18 protein-coding genes and 3 tRNA genes are annotated in these 25212 nt (G+C 53.6%); 10 read left to right on the top strand and 11 right to left on the bottom strand.

The genetic code is table 11. The features are described from left to right. The gene (locus tag OGW44_RS23310) at positions 1–1500 is read right to left on the bottom strand and encodes a sugar ABC transporter ATP-binding protein (protein WP_019077590.1); all 1500 of its coding nucleotides are present in this window, start codon (positions 1498–1500) and stop codon (positions 1–3) included. A gap of 463 nt (positions 1501–1963) precedes the next feature. On the opposite strand from OGW44_RS23310, the gene fucI reads away from it, so the two are divergent. The 4 genes from fucI to fucR all read left to right on the top strand — a co-directional run bounded on the left by fucI (position 1964) and on the right by fucR (position 6467). Continuing rightward, positions 1964–3739 (top strand): L-fucose isomerase, encoded by a 1776-nt coding sequence (gene fucI / locus OGW44_RS23305; RefSeq protein WP_075847504.1) that lies wholly within the window; start codon positions 1964–1966, stop codon positions 3737–3739. A 99-nt stretch (positions 3740–3838) separates the two neighbouring features. Beyond that, entirely contained in the window at positions 3839–5257 is a 1419-nt protein-coding gene (gene fucK / locus OGW44_RS23300) for an L-fuculokinase (protein WP_185654460.1), read from the top strand. A gap of 1 nt (position 5258) precedes the next feature. Next, positions 5259–5681, top strand: a complete 423-nt coding sequence (gene fucU, locus OGW44_RS23295; protein ID WP_103766718.1) for an L-fucose mutarotase — start codon at positions 5259–5261, stop codon at positions 5679–5681. A 57-nt stretch (positions 5682–5738) separates the two neighbouring features. Further along, positions 5739–6467 (top strand): L-fucose operon activator, encoded by a 729-nt coding sequence (gene fucR / locus OGW44_RS23290; protein WP_185654459.1) that lies wholly within the window; start codon positions 5739–5741, stop codon positions 6465–6467. 35 nt (positions 6468–6502) lie between these two features. Here the strand turns inward: fucR and rlmM are convergent, their stop codons facing one another. The 4 genes from rlmM to OGW44_RS23270 all read right to left on the bottom strand — a co-directional run bounded on the left by rlmM (position 6503) and on the right by OGW44_RS23270 (position 9518). Further along, a complete protein-coding gene (gene rlmM / locus OGW44_RS23285; protein ID WP_003034040.1) occupies positions 6503–7603 on the bottom strand; it encodes a 23S rRNA (cytidine(2498)-2'-O)-methyltransferase RlmM in 1101 nt (366 codons plus the stop codon). Continuing rightward, on the bottom strand, positions 7596–7991 hold the full coding sequence (locus OGW44_RS23280; RefSeq protein WP_003034037.1) for a DUF423 domain-containing protein: 396 nt from the start codon (positions 7989–7991) through the stop codon (positions 7596–7598). Before OGW44_RS23280 ends, rlmM begins: the two co-directional genes overlap by 8 nt. Before the next feature lie 18 nt (positions 7992–8009). Further along, entirely contained in the window at positions 8010–8927 is a 918-nt protein-coding gene (gene gcvA, locus OGW44_RS23275) for a glycine cleavage system transcriptional regulator GcvA (RefSeq protein ID WP_016154260.1), read from the bottom strand. Between the two features lie 363 nt (positions 8928–9290). Then, on the bottom strand, positions 9291–9518 hold the full coding sequence (locus OGW44_RS23270; protein WP_016154261.1) for a YgdI/YgdR family lipoprotein: 228 nt from the start codon (positions 9516–9518) through the stop codon (positions 9291–9293). A 192-nt stretch (positions 9519–9710) separates the two neighbouring features. On the opposite strand from OGW44_RS23270, the gene csdA reads away from it, so the two are divergent. Together csdA and csdE are read left to right on the top strand one after the other, a co-directional pair. Next, positions 9711–10916 (top strand): cysteine desulfurase CsdA, encoded by a 1206-nt coding sequence (csdA, locus tag OGW44_RS23265; RefSeq protein WP_101700181.1) that lies wholly within the window; start codon positions 9711–9713, stop codon positions 10914–10916. After that, the gene (gene csdE / locus OGW44_RS23260; protein WP_016154263.1) at positions 10916–11359 is read left to right on the top strand and encodes a cysteine desulfurase sulfur acceptor subunit CsdE; all 444 of its coding nucleotides are present in this window, start codon (positions 10916–10918) and stop codon (positions 11357–11359) included. The genes csdA and csdE overlap by 1 nt, the downstream gene beginning before the upstream one ends. Before the next feature lie 45 nt (positions 11360–11404). Here csdE and tcdA read toward each other — a convergent pair whose 3' ends face one another. After that, positions 11405–12211: a tRNA cyclic N6-threonylcarbamoyladenosine(37) synthase TcdA gene (gene tcdA / locus OGW44_RS23255; protein WP_019077596.1), complete on the bottom strand. Its 807-nt coding sequence runs from the start codon at positions 12209–12211 to the stop codon at positions 11405–11407. Between the two features lie 39 nt (positions 12212–12250). Beyond that, on the bottom strand, positions 12251–13348 hold the full coding sequence (mltA, locus tag OGW44_RS23250) for a murein transglycosylase A (protein WP_019077597.1): 1098 nt from the start codon (positions 13346–13348) through the stop codon (positions 12251–12253). 205 nt (positions 13349–13553) lie between these two features. On the opposite strand from mltA, the gene OGW44_RS23245 reads away from it, so the two are divergent. From OGW44_RS23245 to OGW44_RS23235, 3 genes are all read left to right on the top strand, one after another. Next, a tRNA-Met gene (locus OGW44_RS23245) sits at positions 13554–13630 on the top strand. 35 nt (positions 13631–13665) lie between these two features. Further along, positions 13666–13742: transfer RNA gene (locus OGW44_RS23240), tRNA-Met, on the top strand. 34 nt (positions 13743–13776) lie between these two features. Continuing rightward, a tRNA-Met gene (locus OGW44_RS23235) sits at positions 13777–13853 on the top strand. A 74-nt stretch (positions 13854–13927) separates the two neighbouring features. Here OGW44_RS23235 and amiC read toward each other — a convergent pair. Then, on the bottom strand, positions 13928–15181 hold the full coding sequence (gene amiC, locus OGW44_RS23230) for an N-acetylmuramoyl-L-alanine amidase AmiC (protein ID WP_016154266.1): 1254 nt from the start codon (positions 15179–15181) through the stop codon (positions 13928–13930). A 235-nt stretch (positions 15182–15416) separates the two neighbouring features. Here amiC and argA point away from each other — a divergent pair, with 235 nt between their 5' ends. Continuing rightward, complete coding sequence (gene argA, locus OGW44_RS23225) at positions 15417–16748, top strand: amino-acid N-acetyltransferase (protein WP_008785703.1); 1332 nt, start codon at positions 15417–15419, stop codon at positions 16746–16748. 46 nt (positions 16749–16794) lie between these two features. Here the strand turns inward: argA and recD are convergent, their stop codons facing one another. The 3 genes from recD to ptrA are packed head-to-tail and all read right to left on the bottom strand — an operon-like array spanning position 16795 to position 25038. Then, entirely contained in the window at positions 16795–18615 is a 1821-nt protein-coding gene (recD, locus tag OGW44_RS23220; RefSeq protein WP_137379803.1) for an exodeoxyribonuclease V subunit alpha, read from the bottom strand. After that, on the bottom strand, positions 18612–22157 hold the full coding sequence (recB, locus tag OGW44_RS23215) for an exodeoxyribonuclease V subunit beta (RefSeq protein WP_185654458.1): 3546 nt from the start codon (positions 22155–22157) through the stop codon (positions 18612–18614). Before recB ends, recD begins: the two co-directional genes overlap by 4 nt. Next, positions 22150–25038, bottom strand: a complete 2889-nt coding sequence (gene ptrA / locus OGW44_RS23210; RefSeq protein ID WP_053390052.1) for a pitrilysin — start codon at positions 25036–25038, stop codon at positions 22150–22152. The genes recB and ptrA overlap by 8 nt, the downstream gene beginning before the upstream one ends. Between the last annotated feature and the right edge of the window lie 174 nt (positions 25039–25212).

Here is a 25212-nt window from a genome sequence, read left to right as displayed (position 1 = left end):
TTAGTCCTCTAACGTCGCATATTGCATGATTTTTTCTTGTGTGGCGTCATCAGAAGCTAACTCCCCGGTAATACGTCCATTACGCATCACTAAAATGCGATCGCACATACCCAGCACTTCCGGTAATTCAGAGGAGATCATGATAATTGACTTCCCTTTTGCCACCAGTCGATTCATTAATTCATAAATCTCAAGTTTGGCACCCACATCAATACCGCGAGTGGGTTCATCAAAGATGAGAATATCGGTGTCTTTACACACCCATCTGGCAATAATAATTTTCTGCTGATTACCACCACTTAAATTCAGAGCAGCCTGTTCTAAATGTGGTGTTTTAATGCGTAGGGCTTTCACCTGTTCTTCGCTGGTTTTCTGACAACGTTTGCTGTCCACGTTGCCATAACGATCGGAATACTCAGGATAATTGCCCAACATAATATTGCGCTCAACGGACAGTCCTAATGCCAGCCCCTCTTTTTTCCTGTCCTCGGTTAAATAGCTGATACCCTGTTTGATAGCATCAGGAATATCTTTAATTACCGTCACGTTACCGTTCAGCTTGAGGGTTCCGCCATCAATGGGATCCGCACCAAAAATCGCCCGCGCCAGCTCAGTACGTCCTGCCCCCATCAGACCGGCGAAGCCCAAAATTTCGCCCTGATACAGAGTGAAATCAATATTGTTCAATACGCCATTGCGCGTCAGACCGCTTACTTCCAACACCGGCTTGCGTTGAGCCAAAGGTTCGCGGCGAGGATAGATATTGCCAAGATCGCGCCCAACCATCATGGCAATCAGATCGCTAATTTTGACCGCATCATAATCCACAGTGGCAATAAACTGGCCATCCCGCATCACCGTCGCGCGATCGGCGATCAGCGCCAGTTCCTCTAACCTGTGCGAGATATAAACAATGCCCGTTCCCTGTTCTTTCAGCAAACGAGTTACCTGAAATAAGCTGTCAATTTCCGTTTCAGTTAGCGCTGCCGTCGGTTCATCCATAATAAGAATCTTGGCATTCACCGATATCGCTTTAGCAATCTCAACCATTTGTTGTTGCGCGACGGTCAGATCGGCCACCAGCGTTTCTGGAGAGATATTCAGGTTTAATTTTTGCAAAATATCGATAGCTGCCTGTCGCTGTTGTTTTTCATCCAGACGCCAGCGATTATTTTTGCAAAACTCCCTGCCAATAAATATATTATCTTCCACCGTGAGTTCAGGGAAAAGGTTAAACTCCTGGTGAATGATGGTGATACCTGCGCTTTGTGCACTCAACGGGTTCGCAAAAGTAACAGGTTGTCCCTCAAAAATAATATCCCCTTCATCAGGCTGATAAACACCGGATAAAATCTTCATCAACGTAGACTTTCCTGCGCCATTCTCACCCAGCAGCGCATGAACCTCTCCTTTGCGTAAAGCAAAATCCACATTACTCAACGCTAATACGCCGGGAAAACGTTTCGTAATATGACTCATCTGTAAAAATGTTTCAGACATTGCTGCTTTCCTCAATATACAGAAACTGCAATCAGTGAATCAGGCGCAAAACGTTGCCAGGAAGCCATCGTCACCGTTAATGCGAATACTACCTATAAGTTCATATGCGTTTTATCAATTATGCTAACTCGAGTTAGCGAAGTGCCTTTTAAAGCTATTTTAGCTACTCAAAATAGCCAAATCATTTGGTTTAAAACTGTGACGCTGAACAGACAATTTATTACAACCAATTAATTTAAAAAGGATTTATTGAAAATACCCGTCCTGGTTTATTTGACGCAGATCGAATTTTAACCACTTCTCGTGAAGCCTCTCACAGTTCCACAACAAAAAAGTTGTGCAAAAAACTCTCTAATACCTAAGCTAACTCGAGTTAGCAAAAATGGGTTATTCAGCCAACTGCGACGGTGGTGTTCAACATCCGCTTTTGCAGCACGGCATAAAGTGAGATGAGGAACCTCGAATGAACAAAAATAGCTTACCGAAAATTGGAATTCGTCCGGTGATTGATGGGCGCCGTATGGGTGTTCGTGAATCGCTCGAAGAGCAAACCATGAATATGGCCAAAGCCACTGCTGCGCTGATCACAGAGAAACTTCGTCACGCCAGTGGCGCACAAATTGAATGTGTGATTGCCGACACTTGCATTGCCGGGATGGCTGAATCTGCCGCCTGTGAAGAAAAATTCAGCAGCCTGAACGTAGGCGTGACGATTACTGTTACCCCATGCTGGTGCTACGGTAGCGAAACCATCGACATGGATCCGATGCGCCCGAAAGCTATCTGGGGCTTTAACGGAACAGAACGTCCCGGCGCAGTTTATCTGGCCGCAGCATTGGCTGCGCATAATCAAAAAGGACTTCCCGCCTTCTCTATTTACGGCCATGACGTACAGGATGCCGGCGATACCACGATCCCTGCCGATGTTGAAGAAAAATTGCTGCGCTTTGCCCGCGCGGGCCTGGCGGTTGCCAGTATGAAAGGCAAAAGCTACCTGTCCGTAGGCGGCGTTTCAATGGGCATTGCCGGCTCGATTGTCGATCATAACTTCTTTGAATCCTGGCTGGGAATGAAGGTTCAACCCGTTGATATGACCGAACTGCGCCGTCGCATCGACCAAAAAATCTATGACGAAGCTGAGCTGGAAATGGCGCTGGCGTGGGCGGATAAAAACTTCCGCTACGGTGAAGATCAGAACGCACAGCAATATAAGCGTAACGCAGAGCAGAGCCGTGCGGTGCTGAAAGAGAGCCTGCTGATGGCCATGTGTATTCGCGACATGATGCAGGGTAACCAGAAACTGGCAGACAAAGGTCGGGTTGAAGAGTCGCTGGGGTACAACGCGATTGCCGCAGGCTTCCAGGGCCAGCGTCACTGGACCGATCAATACCCGAATGGCGATACCGCCGAAGCACTGCTCAACAGCTCCTTTGACTGGAACGGCATTCGCGAACCGTTCGTTGTCGCCACCGAAAACGACAGCCTGAACGGCGTGGCGATGCTGTTTGGTCATCAACTCACCGGCACAGCGCAGGTCTTTGCCGATGTGCGCACCTACTGGTCGCCAGAGGCGGTTGAACGCGTCACGGGTAAACCGCTGACCGGCCTTGCTGAGCACGGTATTATTCACCTGATTAACTCCGGCTCGGCAGCGCTGGATGGCTCCTGCAAACAGCGCGACGGCGAAGGGAAACCGACCATGAAGCCGCACTGGGAAATCTCACAGAAAGAGGCGGATGATTGCCTGGCGGCTACCGAATGGTGTCCGGCTATTCACGAATACTTCCGCGGCGGCGGCTATTCTTCTCGCTTCCTGACCGAGGGCGGCGTGCCGTTCACCATGACCCGCATCAACATCATCAAAGGCCTGGGCCCGGTGCTGCAAATCGCGGAAGGCTGGAGCGTGGAATTGCCGAAAGAGATGCACGACCAGCTTGATGCGCGCACCAACTCCACCTGGCCAACCACCTGGTTTGCCCCGCGCTTAACCGGTAAAGGCCCGTTCAGCGATGTCTATTCCGTCATGGCTAACTGGGGCGCAAACCACGGCGTACTGACGATAGGTCACGTGGGCGCGGACTTTATTACGCTCGCCGCCATGCTGCGTATCCCGGTTTGTATGCACAACGTGGAAGACGAAAAAATTTACCGCCCTTCAGCCTGGGCAGCCCATGGTATGGATATGGAAGGCCAGGATTATCGCGCCTGCCAGAACTACGGCCCGCTGTATAAGCGTTAATGCGACTCTGGCCCGGTGGCGCAAGCTTACCGGGCCTGCGCAGTGAATTTTGTAGGCCGGGTAAGCGCTGCGCCATCCGGCTACGTTTGGGGAGCGATTATGAAACAAGACGTTATCCTGGTTCTCGACTGTGGCGCGACCAACGTGCGGGCTATCGCCGTTGACCGACAGGGAAAGATTGTCGCCCGCGCAGCAACCCCGAACGCCAGTGACATCGCAACAGAAAACAGTACCTGGCATCAATGGTCGCTGGAGTCCATTCTGCAACGCTTCGCCGATTGCTGTCAGCGCCTCTGCACGCAACTGGCCGCCTGCCATGTCCGCGGGATCGCCGTCACCACTTTTGGCGTAGACGGCGCGCTGGTTGATAAGAACGGCAAGCAGCTGTATCCGGTGATTAGCTGGAAATGTCCACGCACCGCAGCGGTGATGGAGAATATTCACCACTACATATCACCGCAGCAATTGCAGGAAATTTCCGGCGTCGGCGCATTTAGCTTCAACACGCTGTATAAACTGGTGTGGCTGCAAGAAAACCATCCGCAATTTCTGGAGCAAGCGCACGCCTGGTTGTTTATCTCGTCGCTTATCAACCACCGTTTAACCGGCGAGTTCACTACAGATATCACCATGGCGGGCACCAGCCAGTTGCTGGACATCCGGCAGCGCGATTTTAGTCATGACATTTTGCAGGCTACGGGCATACCGCGCCGTCTGTTCCCGCGCCTGGTTGAAGCAGGCGAACAGATTGGGGCTTTGCAACCAGAGGCTGCCAGCCTGCTCGGGCTTACGGCGGGAATTCCGGTCATCTCTGCCGGACACGACACGCAGTTTGCGCTATTTGGCGCTGGAGCCCAACCAGATGAACCGGTGCTCTCTTCCGGCACATGGGAAATTCTGATGGTGCGCAGTGCGCAGGTGGATACCTCCCAGCTCAGCCAATATGCGGGTTCCACTTGTGAGCTGGATAGCCAGGCTGGACTGAATAACCCCGGCATGCAGTGGCTGGCTTCCGGTGTACTTGAGTGGGTGCGTAAGCTGTTGTGGACTGCCGACACCCCCTGGCAGACGTTGATTGACGAAGCCAGGGCCATCCCGGCAGGCGCCGAAGGCGTGAAGATGCACTGCGACCTGCTGGCCTGTCAGAATGCGGGCTGGCAAGGGGTTACGCTCAATACCACCCGTGGGCACTTTTATCGCGCCGCGCTGGAAGGACTGACAGAACAGCTGCAGCGAAACCTCCATACGCTGGAAAAAATCGGTCATTTCCAGGCCACAGAACTGCTATTGGTTGGTGGGGGAAGCCGTAACGCGTTGTGGAATCAGATCAAAGCGAATGTTCTCGGGATACCTGTCAAAGTGCTGGATGACGCCGAAACCACCGTGGCAGGTGCCGCAATGTTTGCGTGGTCGGGCATTGGGGAATTTGCCTCACCGGAACAGGCACGCGGGCAGGTACGCTACCAGTACCGTTACTTCTATCCGCAAACCGAATCCGAACTAACAGGAGTCGAGTAACATGCTCAAAACAATATCTCCCTTAATTTCGCCCGACCTGCTGAAGGTGCTGGCTGAGATGGGCCACGGCGATGAGATTATATTTTCCGATGCCCACTTCCCGGCCCACAGCATGGGACCACAGGTTATCCGCGCCGACGGTCTATTGGTCAGCGACCTGCTACAGGCGATTATTCCGCTCTTTGAACTGGACAGCTATGCCCCATCGCTGGTGATGATGGCGGCTGTTGAAGGCGATGCCCTCGATCCTGACGTCGAGGCCCGCTATCGTCAGGCGCTTTCACTGCAAACCCCCTGCCCGGACATCACGCGTATTGACCGCTATGCCTTCTATGAACGCGCGCAACAGGCGTTTGCGATCGTTATCACAGGAGAGCGGGCAAAGTACGGGAATATTCTATTAAAAAAAGGAGTAACCCCGTAATCTCTGGTCTGAATGCCCGTCAGCTACGGGCATTCATCATAAAATGAGGATCAGAACATGAAAGCGGCGCGCCAGCAGGCGATCGTAGATCTGCTTACTAACCACAAAAATCTGACAACCGAAACCCTTGCTTTGCAACTTAAGGTCAGCAAAGAGACCATCCGCCGCGATCTCAGCGAGTTACAAGCCCAGGGAAAAGTGCTGCGCAATCACGGGCGGGCCAAAGTGATTCATCGGGAGAATCAGGACAGCGGCGACCCGTTTCATATACGACTCAAAAGCCACTATGCCCACAAAGCGAATATTGCCCGCGAAGCGCTGGCATGGATCGAAGAAGGTATGGTGATAGCCCTGGACGCCAGCTCAACGTGCTGGTACCTGGCGCGACAGTTACCGGACATCAACATTCACGTCTTTACCAACAGCCAGCCCATTTGCCAGGAATTGGCTAAACGCGAACACCTTCAGCTAATCAGCTCCGGCGGTCGCCTTGAGCGTAAATACGGTTGCTATGTTAACCCCTCGCTCATCTCGCAGCTCAAACCACTCGAGATCGATCTGTTTATTTTTTCCTGCGCAGGGATCGACAGCGACGGCGCACTCTGGGACTCTAACGCGACCAATGCCGACTTCAAGTCCATTCTGCTTAAGCGCGCAGCGCAGTCATTATTGCTGATCGATAAAAGTAAATTTAATCGTTCGGGAGAGGCCCGGATTGGGCATCTGGATGATGTGACCCATATTATTTCAGATACGCCGATGATTGAAACAATGCAGGCCGGATGAGACATTTACGCCTTCATCCGGCCTGCAATTTTACCTTATCGCTCGTCGCGACGACCACCAACAGCAGCCCACAGGCGACGGACGTGCACGGTGACTTCTTCACGGTCATGATACAGCTGACGCGCCTGAATCTGGGCATTTACGCCATGCTCGTCAAGCTGTGCCTGAATATAAGCCAGGTTTTGCGACACCTCTTCGTAGCGTTTTTTCATCGGCAGCTTGAGGTTGAAGATAGTCTCACGACACCAGCCGTTGACCAGCCACTGCGCCATCAGGGCGGCAACCTTCGCGGGCTTTTCCACCATGTCGCAAACCATCCACGAAATGTTATTGCGATTTGGCCGGTACTTAAATCCGTCTTCGCGCAGCCAGGTAACTTGTCCGGTATCCATCAGGCTTTGCGCCATCGGACCATTATCCACGGAGTAAACCCACATGTTGCGTTTAACCAGTTGATAGGTCCAACCGCCCGGGCATGCCCCTAAATCCACCGCATACATTCCGTTAGCCAGACGTTCATCCCACTCATCGGCAGGAATAAACACGTGCAGCGCTTCTTCCAGCTTCAGTGTTGAACGGCTCGGCGCATCGGCCGGGAACTTCAGACGCGGAATGCCCATGTAGAACGGGGAGTTATTGTCAGGCCAGGAATAGCCGGTATAGCAGCAGCCAGGTGCGATAAAGAACACATGAACCACCGGACGTTTTGGCGTTTCATACTTTGCCAGCACGCCCGCTTCCCGCAGCGCCGCGCGCAGCGGTACGGTAAACTTACGGCAAAATTTAACCAACTCTTTGCTTTCATTGGTATCAGCAACTTCAACGCGCAGATCGCCGCCTTTCTCTACCACGCCCTGCAACATGCCGACAATCGGCGTAATGCGGTCTTCCGGCGGTAAATATTGCAGCAGTTCGCCCACCACAAACATTTGACGGGCAAAAATCAGCGAGCTAAACGGCAACTCTTTCACTAACTTTTCGGCATCGTCCTGCTGATAGCATTCGAAGATGACGTAACCCGCATTGTCTTTCACGCGGGCAAAACCGAAGATTTCCCGGCGTCCTGCTTTATCCGTAATTTCTGCGGCGCACTCTTTTTCAAAACCTGGGCGACACAACAATACAACCTTATTCATGGCTAACGCCCTTACGTTTCAATCGAATAGCGCCCACTAACATCAGCGCCCAGCCCACAAGGAAGCTGAAACCACCGACAGGGGTAACAAACGCCCACAGGCGTAAATGCGAGAGCGCGAGGCAATACAGGCTGCCGCTAAACAGCACCGTTCCTAATGCCAAAAACACGCTACTCCAGTAAAACCAAATGCTAATACGCCGCTGCATGGCGACGGCCAGGCCAAATATAGCCAGCGTATGGAACGCCTGATACTCGAGGCCAGTCTGGATCCACCCCATCTCAACGACACCGAGGGTTTTACTCAGAACATGTGCCCCAAAGGCGCCCAACGCCACAAAGATAAAGCCACTTACGGCGGCAAAAATCAGCATAAAACGGCTGGTCATGTGAATACCCTACGTAAATTATTGTTCATAACGAAAGCGGAATTTTTCTTGTTCCGTGGCCGCTTTCGCCAGAATCCACTGACGGAAGGCGGCTATTTTACCCAGTTCTGCCTGACTGTCATGACAAACCAGATAAAATGCGTTTTTGCTGACCAGAACATCATTAAACGGACAGACCAGACGTCCGGCTTCTATTTCGGATTGCGCCATGACGTTATTAGCCAACGCAATTCCCTGTCCATGGATAGCAGCCTGGAGCACCATGGCGCTATGGCTGAAGATGGGTCCCTGCTGTACGTTGATATGATTCAGGCCAAGCTGGCGCGTATAGGCTTGCCAGTCACGGCGCGACGCATCGTGCAATAATGTGTGTTTCGCCAGATCTTCGGGCGTCTTTAGCGGTTTATCACCGGTGAGTAATAGCGGCGAGCAGACCGGCAATAAATATTCTGCGTACAATTTTTCAACGCGCAGACCCGGCCAGTTGCCGCGTCCGTAGAAAATCGCCACATCAACATCGTCAGCCAGTTTGTCTTCCTGACGGTCCACCGCCTGGATCCTGACATCGATTCCCGGATAAGCTGAGTTAAAGCTAGAGAGTCTGGGAACCATCCATTGGATTGCAAAACTGGGCAATAAACTCACGGTGAGCGCACCTTTTGCACTGCGTGCCTGAAGTTTACGCGTCGCGTCGGTTAATTGCGAAAAAATCTCTTTGATGTCGAGAAAGTAGCTTTGGCCTTCTTCCGTTAACAGCAAAGATCGATTGCGACGACGAAACAGCTTCAGCCCCAGGAAATCCTCAAGTGACTTGATTTGATGACTTACTGCGGCCTGCGTCACAAAAAGCTCTTCTGCTGCGCGAGTAAAGCTCAAATGACGCGCTGCAGCATCAAAAACACGCAACGCATTTAGGGGTGGTAATCGTTTTGACATGACTTTTAGGCTTTGATGTTAAATGAATTTAACAATTAACCAACAGGCTGTAACCTATTAGTTTTTTTTATCTGAGCCATTATAAATTGTCCGTTGAGGTTCTACCAGCAAATACCTATAGTGGCGGCACTTCCTGAAGCCGGAACGAAAAGTTTTATCGGAATGCGTGTTCTGGTGGGCTTTTGGCTTACGGTTGTGATGTTGTGTTGTTGTGTTTGCAATTGGTCTGCGATTCAGACCATGGTAGCAAAGCTACCCTTTTTCACTTCCTGTACATTTACCCTGTCTGTCCATAGTGATTAATGTAGCACCGCCAAATTGCGGTGCTTTTTTTTGTCCGACTCTTTGTCGATGGACGACCGGTTAGTTATCCAGTTCTACCATCTCTTTCACATCGGTACGGTTAATCTGCTGTTTGTTGCCGTTAGCGTCTTTATACGAAATCATCCCCGTTTCATTGTCGGTCTGTGGCTTACCATCAGATACGATTGATCGACCATCATTGGTGTGCATCACGTAATTCGAACCAGAACAGGCGCTCAGGGCAAAAGTCAGCATACAAGCAGAGATAATTGCGGCAGTCTTTTTCATCTTTTTCTCCTTAAAGCGATTTATGCTATTAAAAACACACTCCGTAACAGGCTAAATTGCTCGCCTAACGGTATATAGCATAAGACACTGCGTGGACTTTGCCAGGATATCCAGAGTATTCCGATGGTTAGCACACCCCTTGTATCAGCGCCCTTTTTGCGCCACGATCGGTTTACTGAACTGAGGAATACCATGAACGCTTTTAACCCCGCGCAGTTTCGCGCGCAATTTCCCGCACTCAACGATGCTGGCGTCTATCTCGACAGCGCTGCTACAGCACTGAAGCCGCAGGCAGTGATTGAGGCCACCCATCAGTTTTATAGCCTGAGCGCCGGGAACGTCCATCGCAGCCAGTTTGCCGAAGCACAGCGCCTGACCGCACGCTATGAAGCCGCGCGGGAAAAAGTCGCAAGCCTGATTAATGCGCCGGATGACAAAACAATCGTCTGGACCCGCGGTACGACGGAAGCGATCAACATGGTTGCCCAAAGCTATGCGCGACCGCGCTTACAACCGGGTGATGAGATTATCGTTAGCGCAGCAGAGCATCATGCCAACCTCGTGCCCTGGCTGATGGTGGCGGAGCAAACGGGGGCGAAGGTCGTCAGGCTGCCGCTTAACGCCCATTTATTGCCAGACGTTGAAAGCCTCGCGCAACTCATCACTCCACGCAGCCGCATTCTGGCGCTTGGGCAGATGTCGAACGTTACCGGCGGTTGCCCGGATTTAGCCCGCGCCATTACGCTCGCCCATGCGGCTGGCATGGTGGTGATGGTGGATGGTGCCCAGGGGATTGTCCATTTCCCCGCCGACGTACAGCAATTAGACATTGATTTCTATGCGTTCTCGGGCCACAAGCTGTATGGCCCCACCGGCATTGGCGTGCTGTACGGTAAACCGGAACTGCTGGATGCCATGTCTCCCTGGCTCGGTGGCGGTAAAATGATTAGCGAAGTCAGTTTTGACGGTTTCACCCCCCAGGCTGCTCCATGGAAGCTGGAGGCCGGTACGCCTAACGTTGCTGGCGTTATCGGACTAAGCGCGGCGCTCGAATGGCTGGCGGACGTTGACGTGGTGCAGGCCGAAAACTGGAGTCGGGGTCTGGCGACGTTGGCAGAAGATGCGCTGGCGAAACGCCCCGGCTTTCGCTCCTTCCGCTGCCAGGACTCCAGTCTGTTAGCCTTTGATTTCGCAGGGGTTCATCACAGCGACATGGTGACGTTGCTGGCCGAATATGGCATTGCACTGCGTGCAGGACAACACTGTGCGCAACCGCTGCTGGCAGAACTGGGCGTATCCGGGACGCTACGCGCCTCATTTGCACCTTATAATACGCAAAGTGATGTAGATGCGTTGGTCGCAGCCGTTGACCGCGCGCTGGAAATATTGGTGGATTAATGACAAGCCCTCTGTTCGCCGGACACCCGTTTGGCACAACCGTAACGGAAGAGACGTTACGCAATACCTTTACCCCGCTCACCCAGTGGGAAGATAAATATCGCCAGCTGATTCTGCTGGGTAAGCAGTTGCCAGCGCTTCCGGATTCGCTAAAGGCGCAGGCCAAAGAGATCGCGGGCTGCGAAAACCGCGTTTGGCTGGGGCATACCCTTCATGAGAATGGTACTTTGCATTTCTTCGGCGACAGCGAAGGTCGCATTGTACGCGGGCTGTTGGCGGTATTACTCACGGCGGTTGAAGGTAAAACCGCAGCCGAGTTACTGGCGCATTCGCCTATGGCATTATTTGACGAGCTAGGTTTACGCGCGCAGCTCAGCGCCTCGCGTACCCAGGGGCTGCATGCTCTGAACGAGGCGATTCTTGAGGCTGCCCGACAGGTTTGATGGTTGCCGGATGGCGACGCGAACGCGTCTTATCCGGCACAACACTCAACTCTGGCGCGCCGCTTTCGCCATCATCTTCTTCAGCGCGTGTGAGACGGCAACAAAGCCAAAGGTGGCGGTCACCATAGTGGCCGCGCCAAAACCGGATGCGCAATCCATGCGCTTCGGCCCTTCCGCCGTCGCCTTCATCGCACATACCGAGCCATCTGCCTGCGGGTAAACCAGCGCTTCGGTCGAGAACACACAGTCCACGCCCAGCTTGCCTTTGCTGTTTTTCACCACGCCAAAATCGCTTTTCAGCCGCTCGCGTAGCTTGGCTGCCAGCGGATCCTGGATAGTTTTTGCCAAATCAACGACCTGTATCTGCGTCGGGTCGATCTGCCCTCCCGCACCACCGGTGGTCACCAGCGGAATTTTGTTACGCCGACACCAGGCGATTAGTGCCGCTTTTGGGCGCACGCTATCAATCGCATCAATGACATACGAATAACCCGCACTCATATACTCAGCAACATTATCCGGCGTGACAAAATCATCGACCACGTTCACCCGGCACTCCGGGTTAATCTGACGGATACGTTCAGCCATCACTTCAGCTTTTGCCAGGCCGACGTTATCGCGCAGAGCATGGATCTGGCGGTTAGTATTGGTGACGCACACATCATCCATATCGATGAGCGTGATGGCGCCAATACCGGTACGCGCCAGCGCTTCCGCCGCCCACGACCCTACCCCGCCAATCCCGACCACACAAACATGCGATTGGGCAAACAACTGCAGCGCATTTTCGCCATACAGACGCGCCGTACCGCCAAAACGCTGGCGCCAGGCATCACTGATAACCACAGACATAACACCTCAAATTCATTAATATCGAGCGCCATCCGGCTATTAACCGCTGAACACGTTACCCGTACCCGGCGCTGTTTTCAGTACCCAGACGCGACCGTAGTGATTATACCACCCCGCACGGTGTCCGGCGTCAGCACCAATGCCCTGATAGATATCGAAGTGTTGCCCTTTAATAGCGCCACCCACATCTAACGCCACCATCAGGCGCAGTTCGTACTGGCCGGTAAACTTGCCGTTATTGTCCAGTAACGGGACTTCCGCCAGCAATGTTGTGCCCGCCGGAATGATACTGCGGTCAGAAGCCACAGACGCGCGGCCAATCAACGGTACCGCGCTGGCCCCTTTGACCGGTGCAAAAGATTGCGGTTTAAAGAAGACAAACGATGGGTTCTGCTCCAACAGCTCACGCACTTCGGCTTCGCTGTGCGTTTCACCCCAATGGCGAATAGCCTGCATCGACATATCTTCTTTTTTCACTTCGCCACGGTCGATAAGCACTTTACCGATGCTGCGATAGGCGTGGCCGTTTTTCCCGGAATAGCTAAAGAAGTTAAGCGGACTGCCATCGCCAAAATCGATGTAACCACTGCCCTGCACATCCATAATGAAGTTATCCATCAGGGAGTTGCTGTACGCCAGAATGTAGTTGTCGCTCAGCGCGCCCGCGTAAATCTCGGCACGGCTTGGTAAGCGCCCACGTTTTGGCGGCATGCGATAGATAGGATACTGAAACTCGCCCTGGCGCGTATGGCGCGCCTGAATAACCGGCGTGTAGTAACCGGTAAACTGGACGTTACCGTAGTTGTCCGCCCCTTCCATTTGCCAGGCATCAATACCAAACTGGCGCATACTGCGCGTATCACCGCCCGCACGTAACCACTGCTGGATAGCGTTGTAAACGTTGCTCTGGTTGCCGTACAAACGTGGCGAAGCGCTGCGAATTTGATTAACCTGCTCGGCGAAATCACCGGCATTGATTGGTGCGCCAACCGCATCAGGCTGGTTCACCAGTGAGAAAGGCTGGGTAAATTTCCCGTCTTTATACTGCTGCCCACGATCGGTGGGTTTTGAGGAACACGCGGCGAGCATCGCGACGACAGCTCCCGCAAGAAGATATTTTGCCCAACGTCCTTTCATTGTTCTCGTCTTATGTTGCCTGAATGCGAGACGAAGATAACAAACCCCCGAACCTAATGAAATGCGTATACATACCCGAACGCAAATTTTGAGCAAAAAACAATCCAGAATGCGTTGTTTTTGTTCATTTTCACCTTAAAAACGTGATCAAGGTGAAAAAAGGGTTGCATGAAAATGCGAGCAGAGTATAGTGCGCATCCACGGACGCGGGGTGGAGCAGCTTGGTAGCTCGTCGGGCTCATAACCCGAAGGTCGTCAGTTCAAATCTGGCCCCCGCAACCAATTAAAATTTGATAAAATATAAAGCAGTACGGTGACGCGGGGTGGAGCAGCCTGGTAGCTCGTCGGGCTCATAACCCGAAGGTCGTCGGTTCAAATCCGGCCCCCGCAACCAATCAAATTTGATAAAATATAAAGCAGTACGGTGACGCGGGGTGGAGCAGCCTGGTAGCTCGTCGGGCTCATAACCCGAAGGTCGTCGGTTCAAATCCGGCCCCCGCAACCAACATTATAAACACCCTAAAGGGTGTTTTTTTGTATCTGCGGTCCATAAAAAAAGCGCTTTTCAGCGCTTTTTTGTTATCCCCTTCTCGCCAGCGTCGCACCATCGGCAAAGTAGGCTTTGATCCCCGCCAGAATCGACTCTGCAACTTCCTGCTGGAAGGTCGCAGTTTTGAGCTTGCGCTCTTCCTCAACGTTACTGATAAATGCGGTTTCCACCAGAATAGACGGAATATCCGGCGCTTTTAGTACCGCAAACCCGGCTTGTTCAACCTGGTTCTTATGCAGATTGTTAACTTTACCGAGCTTATTCAATACCGCTTTACCAAACTTCAGGCTGTCGGCGATGGTCAGCGATTGCACCATGTCGAACATGGTATGGTCGACGTAGCGATCGCCGCTCTTGCTGACGCCGCCAATCAAATCCGAGGCGTTCTGAGTTTGCGCCAGATATTTCGCGGCGGTGCTGGTCGCCCCTTTGGTCGAGAGTGCAAACACCGACGAACCTCTGGGCTGTCGACTGGTAAATGCATCGGCGTGAATAGAGACAAACAGGTCTGCACGCTGCTTCTGCGCTTTCGCCACGCGGACTTTAAGCGGAATGAAGATATCTTCATTTCGCGTCATAAAGACCTTCATGTTGCCCTCTTTCTCTATGAGGGCTCGCAGGCGTCGGGCAATCTGCAGCACCACATCTTTTTCACGCGTCTTGTATTTCCCCACCGCACCGGAGTCCTCTCCGCCATGTCCTGGGTCGAGCATAATGACAATGGGACGATCGCGCCCCGCTTTACCCGGCTGCGGGCCACTTTGCGCAGGCGGCACCTGTTTGTCCAGATCGCCCTTGTTGTATTCTTCCAGCAACGCCAGCAGCGGATCCTGAACATCCTGGGCATTCGCAGGATAGAGATCCATCACCAGACGTTCTTTAAAGCCGGCCACCGGAGCCAGCGCAAAAAGTTGCGGCTTCACATTCTGTTTCAGCTCGAACACCATCCGCACGGTCTGTGGGTCAAACTGCCCGACGCGCGCCGATTTAATATACGGATCGTCAGGACGGATCTGCGCACCCATGCCCTTGAGCACCGAGTTCAAATTAACGCCTTCAATATCCACAACCACACGCTCAGGATTACTCAGGGCAAACTGTTTGTATTTCAGCAGACGGTTAGATTCTACCGTGACGCGGGTGTAGCTGGACGCTGGCCAGACACGTACGGCAACGACCTGACTCATGGCAGCCAGACCAACCTGGCTGACGCTCAAAAGCCACATAGCACCCGCACCTTTCAGTAAACGGCGGCGACTGATTGCTGAATTGGATCCCGACATGCTTCTCCCGAGCAAAAAGAAATCTTTATTGAGGTAATACGTAAAACGTCTGAATTGACCGGAAACTTTAGCGAATGACGCATAATCTGTCATCTATAAAAGGGTAAACATTCTTTTTATATTCACGGCATTACTGAGAAAAATCTTCGGCATGGGTAAAAATTACGCTTGCGCACAGCGTTAAAACAGAATAAAAATACATAAATTACGAATAATCATGCAATGAGGGTGTGCCGTGGTGAAGGAGCGTAGAACCGAACTGGTACAGGGATTCCGCCATTCTGTTCCCTATATCAATACCCATCGGGGAAAGACGTTTGTCATTATGCTGGGCGGCGAAGCCATCGAGCATGAAAACTTTTCCAGTATCGTCAATGACATTGGCCTTCTTCATAGCCTCGGCATCCGCCTTGTCGTGGTCTATGGCGCACGACCGCAGATTGATGCCAATCTTGCGGCGCATCATCATGAACCGGTGTACCACAAGAATACGCGCGTTACCGACGCTAAAACCCTGGAGCTGGTCAAACAGGCGGCAGGGTTACTTCAGCTTGATATTACCGCCCGCCTGTCAATGAGCCTGAATAATACGCCATTGCAGGGGGCGCACATCAATGTGGTCAGCGGTAATTTTATTATCTCCCAGCCGCTGGGCGTTGATGACGGCGTGGATTACTGCCATAGCGGACGTATTCGTCGTATTGATGAAGATGCCATTCACCGCCAGTTAGACAGTGGCGCGATTGTGCTGATGGGCCCGGTCGCCGTTTCCGTCACCGGTGAGAGCTTTAACCTGACTTCAGAAGAGGTCGCCACGCAGTTGGCTATCAAACTGAAGGCAGAGAAAATGATCGGCTTTTGCTCCTCTCAGGGCGTCACCAACGATGATGGCGATATTATTTCCGAGCTGTTTCCTAACGAAGCCCAGGCGCGCGTTGAGTTGCAGGAAGAGAAAGGCGATTACAGCTCCGGCACAGTGCGCTTCCTGCGTGGGGCAGTGAAAGCCTGTCGCAGTGGGGTACGGCGCTGCCATCTGATCAGCTATCAGGAAGATGGCGCATTGCTGCAGGAACTGTTCTCCCGTGACGGGATCGGTACGCAGATCGTAATGGAAAGCGCCGAGCAGATCCGCCGCGCTACCATTAACGATATCGGCGGGATTCTGGAGCTGATCCGCCCACTGGAGCAGCAAGGCATTCTGGTACGTCGCTCCCGCGAACAACTGGAAATGGAGATCGACAAATTCACGATTATTCAGCGCGATAACCTGACCATCGCCTGCGCCGCTCTGTACCCTTTCCCGGAGGAGAGAATTGGCGAAATGGCGTGCGTGGCGGTGCATCCGGACTACCGTAGCTCATCGCGCGGGGAAGTATTGCTGGAGCGGATCGCCGCGCAGGCCCGGCAAATGGGACTGAGCAAGCTGTTCGTGCTGACCACGCGCAGCATTCACTGGTTCCAGGAACGTGGTTTCACGCCGGTGGATATCGACCTGCTGCCGGAAAGCAAGAAAGAGATGTACAACTATCAGCGGCGGTCAAAGGTGCTGATGGCGGATTTGGGGTAGTAGTCGTTGCCGGATGCGGTATAAATGCCTTATCCGGCAACGAATTTTATTGATTAAACAACGCCGACAATCCGCTGCGACGTTCGGTGCGGGTGGCAATGGCGTTACTTAATATCCGCTCATCGGCATACAGTGACAGACGCCGGCGCGCGCGGGTGACGGCGGTATAGACCAGCTCGCGGGTAACCACGGGTGAATGCTGGCTGGGTAAAATCAACGCCGCATGGTCAAACTCAGATCCCTGCGATTTGTGCACGGTCATCGCCCAGGTGGTTTCATGTTCAGGTAAGCGACTGGGCTGGACTGATTTGATAGAACCGTCCGGCAGCGCAAACCACACCCTCAGGCCCTGTCCACGATCGAGGGCAATGCCGATATCACCGTTAAATAATCCCAGCGAACTGTCATTGCGCGCGATCATCACCGGCCTTCCCTCATACCAGCGGCTATGCGTCGAACGATGAATTTTACGTTTTTGCGCCATCACCTGCTCAAGGCGTTCATTCAAACCACCCACGCCAAACGGGCCTTCACGCAGGGCACACAACAGCTGATACTCATTGAAGGCCTGAATGACGGCATCCGGCTCAGCGCCCTCGCGCAGTAAATCCAGATAGTGCCCATAACCCGCCAGCGCCTCATCCAACATCGCGGCGTAATCTTCGCTGCTATGTAGCGTGCGTTTTTCGATGTCGCTAAACCCCTGCTGGAAGACCGTTTTGAGCGCGGCTTTGTCACCACGATTAATCGCAGCAGCCAACTGACCGATTCCGGAATCGCTACCGAAACGGTAACTCTTTTGCAGCAGACACAAACTGTCGCGCAAAGCGGCGGCCTGAGTTCCCAGACCTGCCGGAATAGCGCTTCCGGTCAGACGACTGAGCTGGCGGGCGCGTTCCGGGGTAAACCCGTCACCGACGAAAGCACAGATATCCCCCAGCACCGCCCCCGCTTCGACGGAAGCGAGCTGGTCACGATCGCCAAGAAAAATCACCCGCCCGTGCGGCGGCAGCGCATCGATAAGGCGCGACATCATCGGCAAATCAATCATCGAGGCTTCATCCACCACCAGCACATCCAGATGCAGCGGGTTTCCCGCATGATGGCGCAGGCGCTGACTGCCTGGCTGAGCGCCTAATAATCGATGCAACGTACTGGCGTCATCGGGAATGCGTTTCTTTTGCTCTTCGGTTAACGGCAGTTCTCGTAGCGCTGCGCCCAGCGAGGCAGTCAGGCGCGCTGCCGCCTTTCCAGTAGGAGCCGCCAGACGAATACGGCAGCGTTCTCCCTCCGCCATCTGAATCAACGCCGCCAGAAGCCTCGCAACTGTTGTCGTTTTTCCGGTCCCCGGCCCGCCGGAGATCACCGATATACGACGGGTCAACGCCACCGCAGCGGCCACTTTTTGCCAGTTAACACCTTCCGCTGGTGGAAACAACGCCGCCAGCGTGTGGGTCAGCCGTTGTTCATCCACCTCAATGGCGTGGTTAACTTCACTGAAAAAGCGAGCCACCGCCCGTTCGTTATGCCACATCCGGTTCAGATACAGGCGATCGCCGTGCAGCACCAGCGGCGTGGGTTGCTCACCGCGGCTTACCGCCCCGGAGGCCAGCAGACATTCCGTCCAGTCTTCTGGCTCCCCCACTTCAGCGAGCCAGGCGCTTAAAAGGGGATGGGCATCCTCGCTCAGGGATAACCGTGAAAGTGGTAAGCAGACGTGCCCTTCTCCTGCTTCACGACTGAGCAACGCCGCCGCCAGCGCAACGGCAGGGTTGTCATTTCCGGCAACCACCAGCGCAAACTGGGCATCCAGAGGCCGGAGCTGTTTTTGCTCCACAGCTTCCAGTAATCGTTTCTGGATTGTCATGACATCTCCTCCAGTGGCGCACCGACAAACATCTCGTCCATCAAGGCGATTAACTCCCCGTCAGGTCGGGTCGCGTAAATTCCCTGTTGCGGATTTTCACTGTCAATGCCACGCAAGAAGAGATAGATAACACCGCCAAAATGGCGTTCATAATCGTAATCAGCAATGCGATGGCGCAAGTAGCGATGCAGCGCCAGGGTATAAAGTTGATACTGCAGGTCGTAGCGATGCGCCTGCATGGCAGAGGCCATCGCCTGCTGCGTATACGCTGAGCTGTCTTCCCCCAGCCAGTTCGATTTGTAATCGAGAAGGTAATAACGCCCCTGGTGGCGGAAAACCAGGTCAATAAATCCTTTCAGCATGCCGCGTACCTGCATAAATTCCAACGCAGGGCACCCCGCGGAGAGCGGATCGTATTGGCGAATTAACGCATCAAGTTGGCTGGCCATCAGCGGCTGCGAAATCGGCAGGTAAAACTCCATCTCCACCTGTTTTTCACCCGCGGAAAGATGGCTCAAACTCACGCCCGTCTCGTTGAGAGGCGCCTGCAAAATGGCGTCCAGCCATTCGGTCAAAACCGGCGTCCAGTGCGCGTCATAACCGCCCAACGCCAGTTTTTCCTCGACCCAACTCGGATCTACCGGTTGAGTAAAGTCGAGATCTTCAAACAGGCTATGCAAGAATGTACCTGGCGAAGCGCCGCGCGGGAACTGATGCGGAGTAAGCCCTGACTCTTCAATAACCTCACCAACGCCTGCGGCATCAATATCCAGTCGCGGGATCAGATCCTGCGCGATTCCATGCCCACGCTGCTGCAGACCGGAATAACTGGTCACGCGCCAGCTATCGCCGGGCGTACGCTGCAGTATTTTCGCACTCAGTTCGCAGCTAACAGCCTGCGCAACTTGCCAGCGTTCACCGTCAGGCTGCGCAGGCGTCTGGCAGGCAATATCATCACTGCACAACGCTTCAATCGCACTACGCAGACCCGCGGCATCCATCGGCTCACCTTTTTGCAACAGGCGACCAAGGGCGCTGTGATGCACATCGGTATCCCCTTTTTTATCGCCCCGACGTCGCACCAACGGCGCCACGCCAAGGCTGCAGTGCCATACCGAACGGGTTAGCGCGACATAGAGCAAACGCAGGTCTTCCGCCAGACGCTCCGCTTCAGCCAGCTCAACGCTCTCTTCGGCATCGCTGAGATCCAGCATGGCTTCAAAAGAGCTGCGATCGTGGTAGAAAGCCTGATCCTGGACGCGGAAATTCGTGATAAACGGCAGCCAGACCAGCGGATACTCCAGCCCTTTAGATTTATGGATAGTGACGATTTTGACCAGATGCTTGTCGCTTTCCAGCCTGAGCTGCTGGCTGGACGCGTTGCTGTCGGGTTCAAGAATATGCTGGGAAAGCCAGCGCACCAGCGCATGCTCGCTTTCCAGCTGCGAGCCTGCTTCCTGCAACAGTTCGCTGATATGTAAAATATCGGTCAGGCGGCGTTCGCCCCCCGCCGTCGCCAGCAGGTTTTCCGCAATCTGGCGGGTTGTCATCAGCGCGCGCAGCATCGGCATCACGCCGCGTTTATGCCAGATCTGACGATAGCCATCAAACTCTTCGACCACCGCATCCCAGGCATTTTCGTCGTTATTTAACGCTTCAAGATCCTGCGCATTCAGCCCCATCATTGAGGTCGCCAGCGCGCTACGCAGCGTGTTCTCACGCTCCGGCGTCATCACCGCCTGCAGCACCCACAGCAACTCCCGCGCTTCCAGCGTTTCAAATACGCTGTCACGGTTGGAAAGGTAGACGGAGGGAATTGCCAGCTGTGTCAGCGCATCACGGACCAGTGCCGCCTCCTGGCGGCTACGAACCAGTACGCTGATGTCCGACGCGCGTACCGGACTGGATGTTTTACCACTGACCAGTTGCGCAGCGCCAGACTGCCCGGCCTTAAGCCAGTCGCGAATTTGCGTGGCGCACACCTGGGCCATGTAGTTCTGATAATCGCCTACGCCGCAGCTTTCCCCTTCCATCAGCCACATGCTCATGGCTGGCTGTGTCTCACCGTGTAAAACAAACCGAAACGACTGGTTTTTTTCTGCAAATTTTACCGGGCTAAAGGGGATTTCGCGGAACATAAAGGCGTCATCCATCTGGCTGAAAAGCGTATTTACGCTATTGACCATGCCGGGGGCCGAACGCCAGTTGGTATCGAGCGTATAGTGTGCGCTGACCTCGCTGCGCGCCTTCATATAGGTGAAGATATCCGCGCCGCGAAACGCGTAAATCGCCTGTTTTGGGTCGCCAATCAGCAGCAGTGCGGTATCCGGCTGATGCTGCCAGATCCGGCGAAAAATACGGTACTGCTGCGGATCGGTATCCTGAAATTCATCGATCATCGCGACCGGAAAACGGGTACGGATAGCCGTCGCCAGCGCATCGCCGCTTTCACTGCGCAACGCTGCATCCAGACGGCTGAGCATATCGTCAAAGCCTAGCTCACCGCGGCGTCGTTTCTCCTCGGCAACCGCTGAACGGATCTCCGCCAGCGCCCGGGTGATCACCAGATCGCGGAGAGTTAACGGTTCGCTAAGCAGTTCATCAATAGCGACAAACAGCGGGTGCTGAGGGGTTATTCCGCCCGCTTTGGTGCGTTCTTCCAGAAAACGCTGTGAGAATTTCTCCAGCGCGTCAGGAAGCTGATAACTTTGGGTTTCTTCTTGCGCCCATGCGCTGATCTTTTCGATCCACTTGCCCTGGTTACCACGATTAAATTTACGCCGGTCAATCCCGGAGGCTTCCAGCAGGCCATCCAGCTCATCAACGGAATCACGCCATTGCTGCTTGATCTGGTTAATGCGCGTGAGAATTTGTTCGTGCCGGGAAGCCAGCGTTTCGTCATCAGACGGCGGAGCCTTGATGACCGGCGCTTCCCCCTGCAGATAGCGATCGATGTCTCTCAGCAGAGCCTGCGGTCCTTTCCACGTTTCAAAAATCACCTGCGCAATGTCGCGGGGTAGTGGATAGCAGTGTCGACGCCAGAAGTCCGCACAGGCCTGATAGCGCAGCAGCGATTCATCTTCTATCAGTTGCTGTTCGAACAGCATGCCTGATTCAAAGGCGTTGAGACTGAGCATACGCTGACAAAAGCCGTGGATGGTAAACACCGCCGCTTCATCCATCTGTCTTTCAGCCAATAGCAGCCACTGAGCGGCCTGTTTTTTATCGGCGATTTCATCTAACAAACGGGCATATAGCGGGTTGTCGGTTGTTTCACGCAGGCAGGCAATTCGCAGTTCATGAATGTTGCTACGAATTCGACCACGCAACTCTTCGGTGGCCGCCTCGGTGAAGGTGACCACGAGCAGTTCTTCAACGGTCAGAGGACGAGGAAAGGCGGCAGAGCCGCCCAGTCCAAGCAGTAAACGTAAATACAGGGCGGCGATGGTAAAGGTTTTACCGGTGCCCGCAGAGGCTTCAATCAGGCGCTCACCCGTCAGGGGCAAGCGCAGTGGATCAAGGGACTCAGCGGCATCATTCATTCTTATCACTCATCAGGGGTAAGGTTTGCTGCAACGCGCTGACTGTCTGCCACACTTTCCAGCCTTCCGGGTGCACATATTCTGCTTTCCCGTTCTGACTGCCGGAAACCTGTGACAGTATCGCCATGCCTTGCGGCTCAACCACCGCCTGATGGAAGAAGTCGGCAAGTTTTTGCGGCGTCAGCAGTTTAATCTGAGCCACTATTTTATCACGTGAATCGAAGCGCATATTGCCGCGATCAAAATCTTTGCTTAACTGTGAGGCTTCTTCCCCCAGCGTTTGCGGCGCCTGCAGCATTTGCGCAATAATCGCCTGCTGAATTTGCGCAAACTCTTCAGGTTTCATCGCCCGCAGCTTCGCTTCCGCCGTCGGGAAAAACGCTTTATAACGCTCCCAAAGATAAGACGGCTGCTTATCATTGCTTTGCAGCAGGAACCCCATTCCCCACTGACGGCCGATACTCATCGGGAAAGCAAATACAGCGTAGCCTAACTGCTCTTCAGTACGCAGTTGATTGTAGAACCACGGCTGAACAATCTGCCCTAACATGGCGCTGTAGGCTGAACTGGCGTATTCATCGTATCCGGTTGGCACAAATACCGCCGCCAGCGCGGAGTCCGTGCTACTGCCTGCTTTTTCAAAGATGACGGACTGCTTCTTGTCCACAACCACATCTTTATTGCGACACCACTGTGACCCGTTAGCGCCAAGCTGTTGTTGGATATCCCGCGCCATGGTCGTCGCCTGAGCGGCGCTCATATTACCAATTACCAGGAATTCAGGCCGCGCACCGGTTTTTAAGGCGTCGCGGTACGTCATCACCTCTTTCAGGGTGATGGAAGGCAGTAGCTTACGGCGCTCATCGCGTGAGAAGTACGGCACCTGAGAAAGCATTTGCACTGGCATAATTGCCTGATCGTAGGCTTTACCCTTCTCTGCAGAATCCATCATCTGGGCATACCAGGATTTCGCCTGTTCCAGCTGTTCATCCGTTGAGGTGTAGCTGAAATAGCCGCTCAGCAGCGCCTGAAAAAGCTGCGGCAGACGTTGGGTGTAGCCGTTGGCGTTAAGCATTAACCCATTGTTAGCGTTGGTAGAGAAACCAATTCCACCTACCGACGCCTGGTTGCTTAACTGATCGAGCGCAATCCCCGCCAGGTAATCGTTAAGTGCGAATAATACCTGGTTGCGAGCGCTGTCCATGGCCTTCGGGTTACGCAGGATCACGCTGACGTCAGCCTTCGGCTCACTGGCAAAATACTGGCTCGGCGCATACACCACGCGTAGATCCGGCTCATCAACGATCAGTTCCGGGTGCGCGTATTTTTTATCCGTTTTAATCAGCGTGAAATCATCCGGAATGTAGGGGTTCAACTCCGGTAACGACAGCGCAATGCCCTGCGCTTTTTGCTGCCAGTCGGCAAAGGTTTTGTCGCTGATTTTATCCACCTGGTAAGGCGCATCGACAAAATAAGCGGTTTTATTATGCGGTTCTTTCGCACTGATATACCAGATACGCGCATTCTGTGGCGTCATCATTGCCAGGCGTTGCTCAACGGCTTTCACATCGTACTGGTCGGCAATATTCACCGCATCCAGCGTATGTTCGACAGGAACGCGGATCATGGTATCAGCCAGCCATTCCACGTAGTCCATATCACGGGTGATGGAGGGATAACGGAAATCGAGATCCAGTACGTGCGCCAGTTCGTCAAAATAGCGTTTATCGACACCTTTATCGCGTAACAGATTGAGATAACTGAAAATTGCCGCAACAACTTCATCGCGGTTCGCCAGCCCTTTGTCGGTTAACGTCGCGGAAATGGCTAACACGCCGCTGTTCCCATTGACCACCGGATCGGAATCCGCACGAATACCTTCAACCAGTCCCTGCTTTTGCAGCCAGTCAGACAACGTGCCAGGGCTACGATTACCAATCAGATAGGTCACCAGCTCATCGGTTTTACTGCGGAACTGCGCGCTGTTGTTATCGATACGAAACTCGACGCGCAGTACTTTACGCGGCATTGCCGGAACATAGTGGATGATGACGCCCTTTTGCGCGTCGGTGACTACCGGTACGGTAATTTCAGGCTTTGCGATATTTCTGTTCGGTACGCGTCCAAAGGTGTCAGCAGCTATCCGCGCCAGCTCTGGCAGCGGCTTATTGCTATAAATCACCGCCTTCATCAGGTTCGCGGAGTAGTACTTTTCATGAAATTTTTGTAATGCCTGCACCACCGGGTTTCCCGGTTTATCGCTTAATGTCTCGAGATTTCCGCCGGAGAAACGCGAGCCAGGGTGCGCCGGGTTGATGGTCTCAGCACTCACCTGCGCCATACGCATCCCGTCTCGGGTACGCGCCAGCGTCAGCTCGGAGTTAACCGCGTTACGCTCACGATCGGCATATTTTTTATCCAGCAACGGATCGGCAATAGCGTCCGCCAGGCGATCCACCGCCCCCACCAACGCGTCGTTTTCGACTTCAAGATAGAAGGCCGTACGGTAAGGCGCGGTGCTGGCATTGTGGCTGCCGCCGTGCATTTTCAGGAATTCAGCCAGACTGTCCGGCTGTGGGTATTTTTTCGAGCCCATCAGACACATGTGTTCGAGATAATGCGCCAGCCCCTGATGCTCGTCAGGATCTTCCAGCGAGCCCACGGGAACCACCAGTGCAGAAAGGGATTTCACGGCCTGAGGATCGGATACCAGCAACACGACCATGCCGTTATCAAGGCGCACGGCCTGATACTGGCGGGTGTCTTTATCGCTTTTACGGATGGTTTCAGCTAAAGGCTGCCAACCGGTATCTGCCTGACTTACGGGAACCCAAAGGGCGACGAACAACAGTAATGCGCTGAACCAGGTGCTGCGGGGCATTCACAAACCTCATCATTAACGTATTCACCTGTTCACAGCAAAGCACGCATAAATACGTGGTCTGAACAGGGCAAGACTATGTGCTGAACGAGCCAGCATCCTCTCTTTGTAAGAATCAGTCCGTGACAGAATGCGCATCATAGTGGAAGCCATCGAACTGCGCAATTTTTATAC

It is taken from the genome of Citrobacter sp. Cb023 (assembly GCF_030336805.1).
GTDB lineage: Bacteria > Pseudomonadota > Gammaproteobacteria > Enterobacterales > Enterobacteriaceae > Citrobacter > Citrobacter braakii.
This window is presented reverse-complemented; position numbering and strand designations above follow the sequence as displayed.